Annotated in this window: 8 protein-coding genes; 5 read left to right on the top strand and 3 right to left on the bottom strand. The window is 48.1% G+C overall.

The features are described 5' to 3' along the window. Window positions 1–17: 17 nt before the first annotated feature. Window positions 18–419, bottom strand: a complete 402-nt coding sequence (locus ACJ2PR_RS12305) for a hypothetical protein (protein WP_446877203.1) — start codon at window positions 417–419, stop codon at window positions 18–20. Next, window positions 419–868, bottom strand: coding sequence for a Panacea domain-containing protein (locus ACJ2PR_RS12300; protein ID WP_446877202.1), 450 nt, complete (start codon window positions 866–868; stop codon window positions 419–421). The genes ACJ2PR_RS12305 and ACJ2PR_RS12300 overlap by 1 nt, the downstream gene beginning before the upstream one ends. A gap of 574 nt (window positions 869–1,442) precedes the next feature. Here ACJ2PR_RS12300 and ACJ2PR_RS12295 point away from each other — a divergent pair. The 4 genes from ACJ2PR_RS12295 to ACJ2PR_RS12280 all read left to right on the top strand — a co-directional run bounded on the left by ACJ2PR_RS12295 (window position 1,443) and on the right by ACJ2PR_RS12280 (window position 5,237). Next, window positions 1,443–1,694 (top strand): DUF2281 domain-containing protein, encoded by a 252-nt coding sequence (locus ACJ2PR_RS12295; protein WP_446877201.1) that lies wholly within the window; start codon window positions 1,443–1,445, stop codon window positions 1,692–1,694. Continuing rightward, window positions 1,681–2,073 carry a type II toxin-antitoxin system VapC family toxin gene (locus tag ACJ2PR_RS12290; RefSeq protein ID WP_446877200.1) on the top strand — a complete coding sequence of 131 codons (393 nt, stop codon included), beginning with the start codon at window positions 1,681–1,683 and terminating at the stop codon, window positions 2,071–2,073. The genes ACJ2PR_RS12295 and ACJ2PR_RS12290 overlap by 14 nt, the downstream gene beginning before the upstream one ends. Continuing rightward, complete coding sequence (locus tag ACJ2PR_RS12285) at window positions 2,070–3,668, top strand: restriction endonuclease subunit S (protein WP_446877199.1); 1,599 nt, start codon at window positions 2,070–2,072, stop codon at window positions 3,666–3,668. The genes ACJ2PR_RS12290 and ACJ2PR_RS12285 overlap by 4 nt, the downstream gene beginning before the upstream one ends. Before the next feature lie 87 nt (window positions 3,669–3,755). Beyond that, entirely contained in the window at window positions 3,756–5,237 is a 1,482-nt protein-coding gene (locus tag ACJ2PR_RS12280; RefSeq protein ID WP_446877198.1) for an N-6 DNA methylase, read from the top strand. A 131-nt stretch (window positions 5,238–5,368) separates the two neighbouring features. On the opposite strand, the gene ACJ2PR_RS12275 is transcribed toward ACJ2PR_RS12280, so the two are convergent. Beyond that, the gene (locus ACJ2PR_RS12275; protein ID WP_446877197.1) at window positions 5,369–5,839 is read right to left on the bottom strand and encodes a DUF3574 domain-containing protein; all 471 of its coding nucleotides are present in this window, start codon (window positions 5,837–5,839) and stop codon (window positions 5,369–5,371) included. 1,033 nt (window positions 5,840–6,872) lie between these two features. Between ACJ2PR_RS12275 and ACJ2PR_RS12270 the strand changes: the two genes are divergently transcribed. Next, window positions 6,873–14,354, top strand: a complete 7,482-nt coding sequence (locus tag ACJ2PR_RS12270; RefSeq protein WP_446877196.1) for an amino acid adenylation domain-containing protein — start codon at window positions 6,873–6,875, stop codon at window positions 14,352–14,354. Window positions 14,355–14,387: the final 33 nt, after the last annotated feature.

Genomic DNA, 14,387 nt, shown 5'->3' with positions numbered 1-14,387 from the left:
AAGTGACAAAAAGTATTTTACAACACATTAGCATATAGCTTCCGGTAGACCCAGATGTTTTCGTCTCGATAACCGACCATTGGCTTTTTTCCAGAGAATCGGAAGGCAAGAAATCTGACATCATCTTTGAGATGAGAAGGAACGCCAGATCGAATTGCATTTCTGCTGATATATTCGTAGCCGACACCATGCCTGGGCGATGAAATTATTTCATTCCAGGTAATTTGGCTTAGTTTGTGCAAAGTATCAGCAAATGCTGCTTTTTCGTCTTTAGTGCAGTCTGATAGACAGAAATCTTGTCGAAGATATTGTAAGCAAAAAATTGGCTTTTGCTGTTCTGGAGAGAGATTCCGGGTTTGAGATGGAGAAGCAATTCTTTTCCCTTTCTCCTTTTTGGCATCAATTCGTTTTGGAGCCACTAAAAATCTTTGCTATCGATTAACTGTGTTTTGAAGAATTCTTTCAGGGAATTTTGAGTAATTATGCCGCCGTTATTGAATGCGTTTCTCCAAGGCGGTTCGTCGTGGGTCATATTTCGGAGTTTCCAAGCTGAAAACTGCCCGTATACTTGATAAACCTCATCGAGCAGTTCTCGTGTCTGCTGATCATAGATACTAAAATCTACATCATTTGGACGAGGAATGGCATTTGCCCCAAAATCTTTGTAAGCATGATATAGCTCAGGCACTACGGGCCCATGAGTCCAAGCTTCGATCGCTTCATCAAAGAGTGGTTTATCGTAGAGTGCAAGATGGAAGCCTTGGGCATAGTGAACTAGTTTTTGAAGTTTTAAATTAGAAATTAGATCGCCTGCGTCTTCATCAGTTAGAGATAAAAAGTAGTTCGCTACATCATGGCAGCTAAGCATGACCGCCTCCTTTAGCGAGTACAAAGTAGTACATTTGTTTGTATACTCTATTTTGCCATTGGTGGAATGCGATGAAAAGTGTGTGCTGACTAGCTTTGGTGCATGTGTAAGGGAGACTCGCTAGATGTAGAGAACGGAGATCGATTTCTAAACTTCTCACGTTTGAGTCAACACTATGTGTAGGGAAAAGCAGATTTGTAACAAATTGTTAAGAACCAGAGGCTCTTTGTAGAAGTCGCGTATTTTGGCTGAGTTGGAGTAAGCTGTCTTCGCGTAAAGTGTACGATGCTCTGATTGCTACACTGTAATGCTTAACGATCGCGGGTCAAGCTGATTATATTGCGATCGCGCCGACTGATCTTTAAGCGACATGAGTAGAGTAGTAGGATTAACGAACTGTTTTAGAGGAATTACTTTCTAAATAAAAGAGAAGTGTCGCGTTCTCTTGATTCCTGTATTAAAATCTGATTCGGTTTTACGGGAAATTGATCCAATTTTGCTAGAAATTCTGAATGCGATCGAGGATCTCGACGGATAGTCTTCAAGGGAGATGAGTAGGGAGGGGGCGAAACAGATGAACGCAGCCGAGAAAATTTATGAACTGGTGAAAGAGATGCCAGAAGCGGAAGCAAATGAGGTGCTGACGTTTGTTGAGACTTTGCGGCAAAAGGGTGAAGCTTCTCAGGTGACGCAGGATACGGATTTTAAGAACGATACCCAATCAGGCAGACTTTTATCAGATTATGCTGGGATTCTGAAGAACTCGCCAAATTTTAACGAAGATCCGGTAGAACTTCAGAGAAGAATGCGTGATGAATGGAGTTAGGTTTCTTCTTGATACAAACTACGTGATTGGTTTGATGAAGCAACAGGAAGCCGTGATTAAAGTCGTGAGCGATCGTGCGATCGAGACTAAGACTTGTGCCTATAGTTTTATCACTCGAATTGAATTGCTCGGATTTCCAGGGATTACATCAGAAGAGATAAACGGCATTGAGCGCACGTTAACACAGATGTATTATGTTGCTTTGACCAAAGAGATCGAAGATTGTGCGATCGCGCTTCGACAAAACTATCGCTTAAAAACTCCAGATGCTATTATCGCCGCGACTGCTAAATGCTTAGATCTAGAACTATTAACCTTGGATCAGCAGTTAGCAAACCGGATGCAGGAAATACAGACAGAGATGAAGGGTGACGAATGACGGAAGGGAACGGAGAGATCAGAGAATTACCGAATGGGTGGTGCTGGGTAAATTTAGGAGAAATTTGTCAAGCTGTTGAGACCAAAAAACCAGAATTAGAACCAGATGAGAAATTTCAATATATAGATATCTCCTCGATCGATAATGTAACCAGTAAAATAATTTCTCCTAAAAACTATCTTGGTAAGGATGCTCCTTCTAGAGCGAGACAAATAGTCAAGGCAAAAGATATCGTCTTCTCTACGGTTAGAACTTATCTAAAAAATATTGCTTTAGTTTCACAAGAGCTTGACAATCAAATTGCATCAACTGGCTTCTGCGTCATTAGAACCGTAAAGAGCGTAATCTCAAAGTACGCTTTCTATTACACTCTTTCTCATCAATTCATTGAATCTCTAAATGAATTACAGAGAGGAACGAGTTATCCTGCTGTACGTGATAGGGATGTTTTTAGTCAAGCATTTCCATTATGTCCAACACTTGAGCAGGAGCGCATTGTAGAGAAGATAGAAGAGTTATTCTCTGACTTAGATCAAGGAATTGAAAGTCTAAAAACAGTGCAGAAGCAGCTAAAGATTTATCGACAGGCGGTGCTGAAGTGGGCGTTTGAAGGGAAGCTGACTGAGCAATGGCGACACGCTAACTTGCAGAAATCAGACCTCAAATCAGGCGAGGTGTTGTTAGCTCAAATCAAGGTAGAGCGAGAAAATCGCTATCAGCAACAGTTGTCCGAGTGGGAAGAGAAGGTGAGGGAATGGGAAGCGATCGACGACAAAACCACCAAGAAACCCGCTAAACCGTCAAAACCTAAAGAATTAACGTCGATCGCCGAAGCCGAATTAGCTGAACTACCGAAATTGCCCGATGAATGGTGCTATGTACGTGCTGAATATGTCTCTGATTTCATTACAAAAGGCACAACGCCATCAAAGCATGAGCTTTTTAGTAGTCTTGGTGACGTGCCATTTATCAAGGTTTACAACTTAACTGATTATGGTTCGCTTGATTTTACAATTAACCCTACTTTCGTCAGTCACGAAACGCATAATGGATTTCTTAATCGATCAAAGGTTAAACCTAGTGATGTGTTGATGAATATTGTTGGACCACCTTTGGGAAAAGTTTCTCTTGTTCCAAATACGTTCGACAAATGGAATATTAATCAAGCCATTGTGCGCTATCGGACGATTGATATGCTTTCAAATAAATACTTGCTGTATTATCTTCTCTCACATCTGACTGTACAAAGGATGTCTAGAAGGGCGAAGGCGACAGCGGGACAGTTCAACTTAACACTTGAAATTTGTCGCGATATTGAGATTCCAATTTGTGATCAAGAAGAACAAGAAAAAATCGTTGAAGAGATCGAATCGCGGCTCTCAATCTGTGACGCTCTCGAAGCCACAATTAACGAAAACCTTCAAAAAGCCGAAGCCCTGCGCCAAAGCATTCTAAAACAAGCCTTTGAAGGCAAACTCGTCCCCCAAGACCCAAACGACGAGCCAGCCGACAAACTGCTAGAGCGCATTCGTGCAGAACGTCAACACCCAAAACAACCCAAACAGACAAAACAGTTAAAAATAGAAGGGATATAAACCAGCAAAGAAACGACACCCTAGAAATTTCTGCTAGGCTCGATCGCCCCAATCCATTCGCATTACTTCAAAATAGCCACTCAACCTATGACCACCCAATCGATCGTTTCTAAAGTCTGGAGCTTTTGCAACACGCTGCGCGACGATGGCGTAGGCTACGGCGACTACCTCGAACAACTCACCTACCTGCTATTCCTCAAAATGGCAGACGAATACAGCAAACCCCCCTACCACCGCAATACCGGAATTCCCACCCAATACAACTGGGACAGCCTCACCACCAAACGAGGCGCAGAACTAGAACTCTACTACATCAAACTGCTCCAAGAACTCAGCCGAGAAAAAGGCACCCTCGGTCAAATCTTCACCAAAGCCCAAAACAAAATTCAAGACCCCGCCAAACTCTTCAAGATCATCGACATGATCGACAAAGAAAACTGGGTGCGAATGGGCGTTGATGTCAAAGGCGAAATCTACGAAGGCCTCCTGGAGAAAAACGCCGAAGACACCAAAAGCGGAGCCGGACAATATTTCACCCCGCGTACCCTAATTTGGGCCATGGTCGAATGCATCCGCCCCGAACCTCTTAAAACGATCGCCGACCCCGCCTGCGGAACAGGAGGCTTTTTCCTCGCCGCCCACGACTTCTTGACCAAACACTATCAACTCGATCGCGACCAGACCCGCTTCCTCAAAGACCACACCTTCAGCGGCAACGAAATCGTCCAAAGCACCCGCCGCCTCGCCCTGATGAACCTGTTTTTACATAACATCGGCGACATCACCGGAGAATCTCGGATCTCCTCCCAAGACGCGCTCATCGCCTCTAGCCCCATCAACGTCGATTACGTGCTGGCCAATCCGCCCTTCGGCAAAAAAAGCAGCATGACCTTCACCAACCACGAAGGCGAACAAGAAGACGAAGACCTCACCTACAATCGTCAAGACTTTGACGCGACTACCTCCAACAAGCAGCTTAACTTTGTCCAGCACATTCGCACCCTGCTAAAAACCACCGGAAAAGCCGCCGTCGTCCTCCCTGATAACGTCCTCTTTGAAGGCGGAGCCGGAGAAAAAGTCCGCAAAAAACTCCTCGAAAAAACAGACCTCCACACCATTCTGCGCCTGCCCACCGGAGTCTTCTACAAACAAGGCGTAAAAGCCAACGTCCTCTTTTTTGACAACAAACCCGCCGCCAAAGACCCCTGGACAAAAGCAGTGTGGTACTACGACTTTCGCACCAACATCCACTTTACCCTCAAAAAAAATCCGCTTCAAAAGCGCGACCTGCAAGACTTTATCACCTGCTACAATCCCCAAAATCGACACGATCGCACCCCCACCTGGTCAGAAGACACCCCCGACGGACGCTGGCGCAAATTTGGCTACGACGACCTGATCGCCAGAGACAAAACCAGCCTCGATATCTTCTGGCTCAAAGACGACAGCCTGACCGACTTAGACAACCTTCCCGACCCAGACCTATTAGCCGCCGAAATCGTCGAAAACCTGGCCGCCGGACTAGAGAACTTTAAAGCGATCGCCGCCTCTCTCGGCAACAATCCATAAAACCCGTCACCCGCAAGACAATCCTTCAAAGCTGTGTTGAGCCTCACAAAACGCACCCCCCCATTTGAGATCAGCACGTTTCTCGATAGCTCAACAGAGCCTACAAAAAGATTTAGCAGAGTTTAGTACCATCAAAACGAAACGCAGGACTGCTCATCAACTCGCAGCACAGACTCTTGTTGAAAAGCACGCTTGTAAGCTTCGCGAATTTGTTCAACCTTTTGAGAACTGTCGCGCTCGAACGGGTAAAGCAAAATCAAAAGGCGCGATCGCTCCTGGATGATCTGTCCACTTGCATTTCTAAATTGTCCCCTGGCTGTCACCAGCGTCAATCCATCTGGAAAACGCGGCGTAACAACTCTGCTCACAAAGCTCTGAAACTCTTCATTGGTCACCTGCGAGTTGTCAGGTTTTGATAAACCAAAAAACAGTTCAGTTCTGGCAAACGGTTCGCCGCCAGGCTGATTTTTACAAACGCTAGACTTACTGTAAGACTCGCCGCTTACTTGTTGAGCAGAGACGGTTGCAACGAGTGCACTGTTTAAAGCAAGTCCAGTCACAAATGAAATGCCGATGGCGATCGGACGGATTTTAATGCTCATCAATCTTCTTTAATTTGGGTTCAGCGTCTTTCACGTCACAGCACCTTACTTTATGCAGCGCCCCTTTTCTGGGGTGAATTTGATAACTCTCTTCGTTTGAGTCGCAGATTGGGATGGCAGGGTCTTGATTGCAACGGTTGATTGTTTCCGTTAGCCGTTGGTTCTTTGAGTATATTAAGAACACTTACTCGCTGATTTTCAACAAAGACCACTTCCAACAGACTGTTAAGAATCTGTCTTATTTGGGTGACAAAACTAAGGACGATCGGGTTAGGTCAATCTCAATAAATTGCGTTTTAACTGTTTGTAAGTACTAGTTATTTCGCTTATACCAAATCAATTTGTTAATGCTACAGATCCTTCGCCCCCTAAATCCCCCATTCTGGGGGACTTTGAGAATCCGATACTTTTTTGACTCCAAGCAGTCCATCTTGAAACAAGGCAAGTATATTTTTTAATTCTTAATATTTGCGGGTCTTTCTCATCAATAGAACCTTGAAAATTGTGGAAGTCAACCGCACTAGCTTAGTCAAAAAAATCACCACCTATCCTTCGGTAAGAGAAGTGCAGAGACTCACTGAGGAAACAAAATGTAGCGGTTAAAGATTTTATGAAGCTTTTAATTGTCCACTGTAATTTAGAGCCAACATTGATATTATTCCTAAGAAGTAACGCCTATCTCTTGAAGAAAGTAAAATGGTTTCAATGACTTTTCAAAAGGTCTGGACTAAGGTTCTTCTGGGGTTTCTACTCTTAGCAAAATCAGTAACCTTGTGTAAACTTTTTTTACCTTTAAGGTTGAAGGGCTAGGGTTCAGCAGTTACCTGCATGAGACTTTTTTCTTAACTGAGCCGATCGAGACTGTTCTGCAAGTTTTGCTTGAGCAACAGTTTTTCAGCGGGTTTAAGCGTTTTTTCTTGCTCACAACTGAGGAGGAAAATCATGTCCTTTAAACAGATTCGATTTAAAAGATGAAGCACAATCTTGAACTTCAAATCTTTATTTAGACTTAAACTTTTAAGAGCAATCTGATATGGAAACAAAGAACGAGGACGGCTCAGGTCACATAGGTGATCCGATAGAAAAGAGTCTGTTAAAGCGATCGCCAGCAGTCCAAAATTTACAAACAAAATCACCTGTCTTTACGCCTCTCCCAATCGAGAAAAAGAGTTTGAAAGAAGCTCCAGAGTATCGACAAGTCGCGATTTGTACCTCTGCTTTTGAACCTCAACCTCGAAACAATTTGAGTACTAGCACCCTGATCCGGGGAAGTTGGGCATTCCTGTTGAGTCGATATAGTGGTCAAGCAAAAGTAGCCTTCAGGGTTAAGACTCTACCGACTTCTCAAATAGTCTCTGATCGACCTGCTGATTGGGTCGCTGTCGAAGTTCCTCCTCAAGCTGCTTTGTTGCCCTGGCTTACGCAACTTCAAACACAGCAGGCTACTTCACAGACTCAAAACAATACTCAGAACAAGCAGTTTGAAGTACAAGTTTCAACGGATACCTCACTATTTGAGAGCCTACTGGTGTTGTCTGATGGTTCGATCGACCTCGACCCGCCTGAAATAATCTGTCCGCTCATTCTGTTTGCAGACATTTCGACTCTGAGCTTACGCCTTCGATACGATCGCCACCGCTTTGATGAAGACAGTATGACTCGCCTATTGGGGCACCTGCAAACCCTTCTCACTGGAATGGCGACCAACCTCCAACGGCTCCAAGACAGACGGCTCCAAGATATTCCCTATCTAACGCCTGCCGAGCGCCACCAGCTTTTAGTCGAGTGGAATCATACTCAGGCAGACTATCCTAATCAATGCATTCATCAAGTTTTTGAGGCACAGGTCGAGCAAACTCCCGATGCGATCGCGCTCATTTTTCCCGCCTTCAACGCTCATCCTGAAAAGCAACTGACCTACCGACAACTCAACGATCGCGCCAATTATCTAGCTCACCGTCTTCAAGATCTGGGAGTCAGAGCCGAAACCTTTGTGGCGATCGTGATGGAGCGATCGGTGGAAACGATCGTCGCGATGCTAGGCATTCTTAAAGCTGGTGGCGTTTACGTTCCGCTTGATCCCGCTTATCCCCAGGAGCGACTCGCCTTCATGTTGGACGATGCCCAGGTGCCTGTTCTTTTGACGCAATCGCATCTGGTCGATCCCCTCCCGACGCATCAAGCGCAATTGGTTTGTCTAGATGCTGACTGGGGATCAGAGGCTCCTTCTCATTCAGTCGCGCCGGGTTGCTCTCTGAATGCTGACAATCTGGCTTATCTCAACTACACATCGGGTTCGACAGGTCGCCCCAAGGGTGTGACGATTCCTCATCGGGGGGTTTTGCGATTGGTGTTGGGCACCCACTATGCGCGTCTGGATGCCCATCAAACCCTATTGCAGCTTGCCCCGATTTCGTTTGATGCTGCCACGTTTGAGATTTGGGGATCTTTGCTGCACGGGGGACGCTGTGTGTTGTTTCCCGAAAATGGTCTCCCCGATCCCCAGGATTTAGGCACCATTTTGCATCGCTACCAGGTCACAACTTTATGGCTAACGGCGGCTTTGTTTAACACCATTGTCACCAACCATCCAGAGGCTCTCAGCGGAGTCAAAGAGCTATTGACGGGGGGCGAGGCGCTGTCTGTCTTTCATATTCGACAGGCTCAACAACGGTTGCCCTATACTCAGCTTATTAATGGATATGGCCCGACCGAAGGCACTACATTTACCTGCTGCTATCACATTCCAGCGCTCTTGGAGCACGAGGTGACTACGATTCCTATTGGAAGACCGATCGCCAACACCCAGATTTACATTCTGGATCAGCACCTTCAGCCTGTCGCGATCGGGGTTCCTGGAGAACTCTATATTGGTGGCGATGGGCTGGCCCGTGAGTATCTAGGTCGTCCCGATTTGACGCAAGAACGCTTTATCTCTAACCCGTTTGACCCTGAGACTCGACTTTACAAAACAGGCGATTGGGTGCGCTATCTGCCCGATGGCAACGTAGAATTTATTGGGCGAAAAGATAGTCAAGTCAAGATTCGCGGCTATCGGATCGAGTTGAGCGAAATTGAAACAGTACTGAGTCAACATGATGCCGTTCGAGAAGCGGTTGTGATAGTTCGAGAAGATCTGCCAGGTGATCCCCGTCTGGTTGCTTACATCACCCCTGATCAAGCGTCTGATCAAGCGTCGCCCAGTCCGCGTCAGATTCAAGCCTATCTCAGCCAGCGATTGGCGGCTTACATGGTTCCCAGTGCGATCGTAGTCCTCGCCAACCTGCCTTTAACGCCCAATGGAAAAGCCGATCGCAACGCACTTCCCAAACCTGCGATCGCCCTCAATTCAGACTTTGTGGCACCCAATACGCCGACCGAGAAAGAACTGGCAGACATTTGGGGGGCAATTTTGCACCTAGACCGCGTGGGAATTGCCGATAACTTCTTTGACCTGGGTGGCACCTCGATTTTGGGATTGCAACTGGCTTCTCAGATTCAAAAGCAGTTGAGTGCCAAGTTTCGAGCCGTCAAGCTCTATCAGTATCCGACGATTCGTGCTCTCGCTCACTATTTGGATCACCAGGAAACGACAGTTCAGACCGTTCAACCGCATCCAGCGATCGCGGAACCGCAAGCAGGGGTGGCGATCGTCGGCATGGTGGGTCGATTTCCGGGTGCCAACAGTGTCGAGGACTTGTGGCGCAACCTGTGTGCCGGGGTAGAGTCAACCACGTTTTTTGAAGCGAATGAGATTGATCCCAGCGTTGATCCGATTCTGCGCGATGACCCGAACTATGTGCGTGCCAGAGGCATTGTTGAAGGAGCCGAAACCTTTGATGCAGCCTTTTTTGGCATCAGTCCGCGAGAAGCAGAGGTGCTAGATCCCCAGGCGCGCGTGTTTTTAGAACTGGCTCATCAGGCGCTAGAGAATGCAGGCTACACGTCACAGCACCAGGGATTAATCGGACTGTATGCAGGCTCCGGGCAAAACACCTATTTTGAGCGACACCTTTGTCAGCGTCCAGAAATCATCGATCGCCTGGGTGCCTTTCAAACGATGTTGGCCAACGAAAAGGACTTTCTCACGACTCGCACCTCTTATAAGCTCAATTTGACGGGCCCCAGTGTCGGCGTTAATACGGCTTGTTCGACTTCTTTAGTTGCCGTCATTCAGGCGTTTCAGGGATTGCTAACGCATCAGTGTGACCTGGCGCTGGCGGGTGGGGTTTCGATTACGACTCCGCAAAACACGGGCTATCTGTATCAAGAAGGCGGGATGCTTTCTCCGGATGGGCGCTGTCACCCTTTTGATGCAAATGCTCAGGGTACTTTATTCAACAGCGGGGCGGGAATTGTGGTGCTAAAACGGCTCACCGATGCGCTGGAAGCGGGCGATCGCATTTATGCCGTGATCAGAGGCGTTGGACTCAACAATGATGGGGCCAAAAAAGTCAGCTTCACCGCCCCCAGTGTCCAGGGACAGGCAGCCGCGATCGCAATGGCTCACACTTCAGCCGGATTTGATCCAGAAACCATTACCTATGTTGAAACGCATGGCACAGCGACTCCTTTGGGTGATCCGATCGAGATCGAAGCGCTGACCCAAGCCTTTCAGAGCCAGCCGGGTGTCAGATCAGAAGGGATTCAGTATTGTGCGATCGGCTCGATCAAGAGCAACATTGGCCATGTGGTTGCGGCGGCGGGCGTAGCGGGACTGATCAAAACGGCTTTATCGCTCTATTACAAACAGCTTCCAGCCAGCCTTAATTTTGCGTCTCCCAATCCTCAGATTGAGTTTGACCACAGTCCGTTTTACGTCAATACTCAACTGACTGAATGGCAAGCCAGTCCGCGTCGAGCGGGGGTGAGTTCGTTTGGGGTGGGAGGAACCAATGCCCACGTTGTGCTAGAAGAAGCGCCCGTTGTGCCGCCGTCCAGTCCGTCTCGTCCTCAACAATTGTTGCTACTGTCTGCCAAAAATAGCACCGCATTAGAGCAGGCAACGGTGAATCTGAAGACTTATCTGCAACAGAACGCTGAAGTCAACCTGGCAGATGCCGCCTACACGCTGCAAGTCGGACGTAAAGGATTTAATCATCGTCGCTTTGTGGTTTGTCGCGATGTTGAGGAAGCAACCCACCTTCTAGAAAACAATCCAATTCAGGCACAGACTGAGCTTCATAACCCCGATGTGATCTGGATGTTTCCGGGGCAGGGGTCACAGTCGATCGACATGGGTCTAAGCCTTTATCAGCGAGAATCTATGTTTCGGGAGACGGTCGATCGCTGTGCTGAGATTTTGCAGCCCTGGTTGGGTCGAGATTTGCGAGACGTGATTTATCCCAGTGGCAACCGCGAAGAGGCGGCGATCGTGCTTCGTCAGACAATTTACACGCAGCCTGCTTTGTTTGTGATTGAATATGCGCTGGCTCAACTCTGGCTTAGTTGGGGGATTCGGCCAGTCGGCTTGATTGGGCACAGTATTGGTGAGTTTGTGGCGGCTTGTCTGGCGGGGGTGTTCTCGTTAGAAGATGCACTAAAGCTAGTGGCGACACGGGGACGACTGATGTGGGAACTGCCACCCGGATCGATGCTTTCTGTGCTGTTGCCTGCTGAGGTGATTGAGAAGCGATTGACTCAAGATCTGGCGATCGCCGCCATCAACGGCCCGTCTTTATGTGTCGTATCGGGTAAACCAGAAGCCGTATCAGCACTGCAAACAGCCTTGGAAGCAGACGGGATTGGCTGCCGACCGCTACACACCTCTCATGCGTTCCATTCCCCGATGATGGAGCCGATTATCGAACCTTTTGCCGAAGTCGTCCGCACAGTTCCTTTGTCAGTGCCTCAGATTCCGTTTGTTTCTACTGTGACAGCGGATTGGATCACAGATGCTCAAGCAACAGATCCCCTCTATTGGGCAAATCATCTTCGAGCCACAGTGCGCTTTGCAGAAGGAGTCCAGACACTATGGCAGTATCCAGAACGGGTGTTGTTAGAAGTTGGCCCGCGCACCACTGCGACGACATTGGCAAGACAACAAGCAACAGATCCCAAGCGACAAATCGCTATTTCATCGTTGGGCAACACCAGCGAAATCGATGCCGAGTGGACGAGTCTGCTGAGTGCGATCGGGCAGTTGTGGTTAGCAGGCGTGGCGATCGACTGGAGCGCTTTTTACAGCGACGAATATCGCCATCGGTTGCCCTTGCCAACTTATCCATTTGAGCGGCAGCGCTACTGGATTGATCCGAAGCCTGCAACTTCTACGGCTGTCTCTCCAGATTTACCTGCTACATCGGTTGAATTGCAGCCTGTCACTGTTTCGCTCACTGTTTCACCGTCTCAATCTAAACTGACTTCTCCCTCAAAATTTGCCAATCCAGAACTTGCCAACCCTATGACAGACTCCCGGAAACAACGCTTGATTCCCTTGCTCAAAAACGTTCTCGAAGCGACCTCTGGACTGGATCTGACCAGCGTCGATGAGGCGACGACCTTTCTAGAAATTGGCTTAGACTCGCTATCGCTGACTCAAATTGCGTTGGCGCTCAAGAAACAATTTAAGGTCAAAATCACCTTCCGAAATCTGTTGGAGGACTATTCCAACCTGAGTACGCTGGCTGAGTTTTTGGATCGCTCCCTGCCCGCAGACGTGCTTTCTGCTCCGATGGTAGTTACTTCTCCAGCGATCGCCCCCTCTACCAACGGTTCAACAAACGGTTCAACGAATGGATCGACGAACAGTTCAACCAATGGATCGAATGGTCACAAACCAGTTTCTACTTCGATTAGTTCTGAGAAAGCCAGCGCGATCGAGGCATTAGTTGCCCAACAGCTACAAATCATGACCCAGCAGCTTCAATTGTTGAGTCAGACGAGTGCATCTGTGCCCCAAACTGCGCCATCAGAACCTTCGATAGAACCCACGATCGCGCCGCCTGCCGCCCTGAATGAACCGAAACCAAAGTCTTTTGGCCCAGGTGCCAAGATCGAGAAGTCTAATAGCACCACACTAACTGCCAAACAGCAAGCCGACCTCGATCGCCTGATTGCTCGATACATTCAACGCACCCCAACCTCCAAACAGCAAACTCAACAACATCGTCGCTATCTCGCTGATCCGCGCACAGTGTCTGGCTTTTCACCATTGCTCAAAGAAATAATCTACCCGATCGTCATCGAGCGATCTGCTGGCTCTAAGCTCTGGGATGTCGATGGCAATGAGTATGTCGATCTGACCAATGGCTTTGGACTAAACTGTTTTGGCTGGTCGCCTGATTTTGTGACAGAAGCCGTCAAAGCACAGTTAGAAAAAGGGGTTGAAATTGGCCCTCAAACGCCCTTAGCAGGCAGAGTCGCCCAAATGATCACCGAGATGACCGGAGTAGAACGGGTTGCCTTTTGTAATACCGGATCTGAAGCGGTCATGGCTGCCATGAGATTGGCGAGAACTGTGACAGGACGCAGCACGATCGCGATTTTTGCGGGGGGCTATCATGGCACTTTTGACGAAGTGATTGTGCGGAGTGGTTCTAAACTGCGATCGCTGCCTGCCGCTCCGGGCATCATGCCGTCTATGTTTGAAAACATTCTAGTCTTGGAGTATGGCACACCTGAATCGCTGGAAATCTTGCGCGATCGTGCCGATGAGTTAGCCGCCATTATGGTTGAGCCTGTACAAAGTCGTCGCCCTGAGTTGCAACCCAAAGCTTTTTTACAAGAGATTCGTCAACTGACTGAGCGATCGGGCAGTGCTTTAATTTTCGATGAGGTGGTGACTGGGTTTCGGGTTCATCCGGGTGGCGCTCAAGCCTACTTTGGCATCCAGGCAGACTTAGTAACCTATGGCAAAGTGATTGGGGGTGGGTTGCCGATCGGGGTTGTGGCGGGCAAGTCAGAATATCTGGATGCGCTAGATGGTGGCTTTTGGCAGTTTGGTGACGAGTCTTTCCCAGAAGTCGGAGTCACCTTTTTTGCAGGAACTTTTGTGCGGCATCCGCTCGCCCTGGCAGCAGCCGAAGTCGTTCTCAAACGGTTAAAAGCAGCCGGCCCCAACTTACAAAACACCCTGGCTGAGAAAGTCGATCGCTGTGTCACACACCTGAATCAACACTTTGAGCGAGTCCAGGCCCCCCTTAAGATCAATCACTTTAGCTCATTCTTTTACGTCACGTATTCCCATGACTATGCCTATGGTGGGTTGTTGTTCTACTTGCTGCGCGAGAAGGGCGTTCATATCTGGGAATATCGTCCTTGTTTCTTTACACTGGCCCACTCCGATCGAGACATCGATTTTGTAATTCAAGCCTTCAAAGACAGTGTTGCCGAACTGCAAGCGATCGGATTCTTCCCCAATCCTGGTAGCCCAACGCTACTAGGCAACGTCAGCCGCAATCAGCCCCCTCAGCCCGGTGCCCGTCTCGGTCGTGATCCAGAAGGTAATCCAGCCTGGTTTATTGCTGACCCCGATCGCCCTGGAAAATATTTACAGGTGAAGGCAATTTCATAACAGGGTGCTCATGTTTTTAGCGTGTTTTAGCCC

It is taken from the genome of Phormidesmis sp. 146-33 (genome assembly GCF_052939515.1).
Note: the sequence above shows the minus strand (reverse complement) of the source record. Positions and strands in the feature narration are given on the sequence as shown.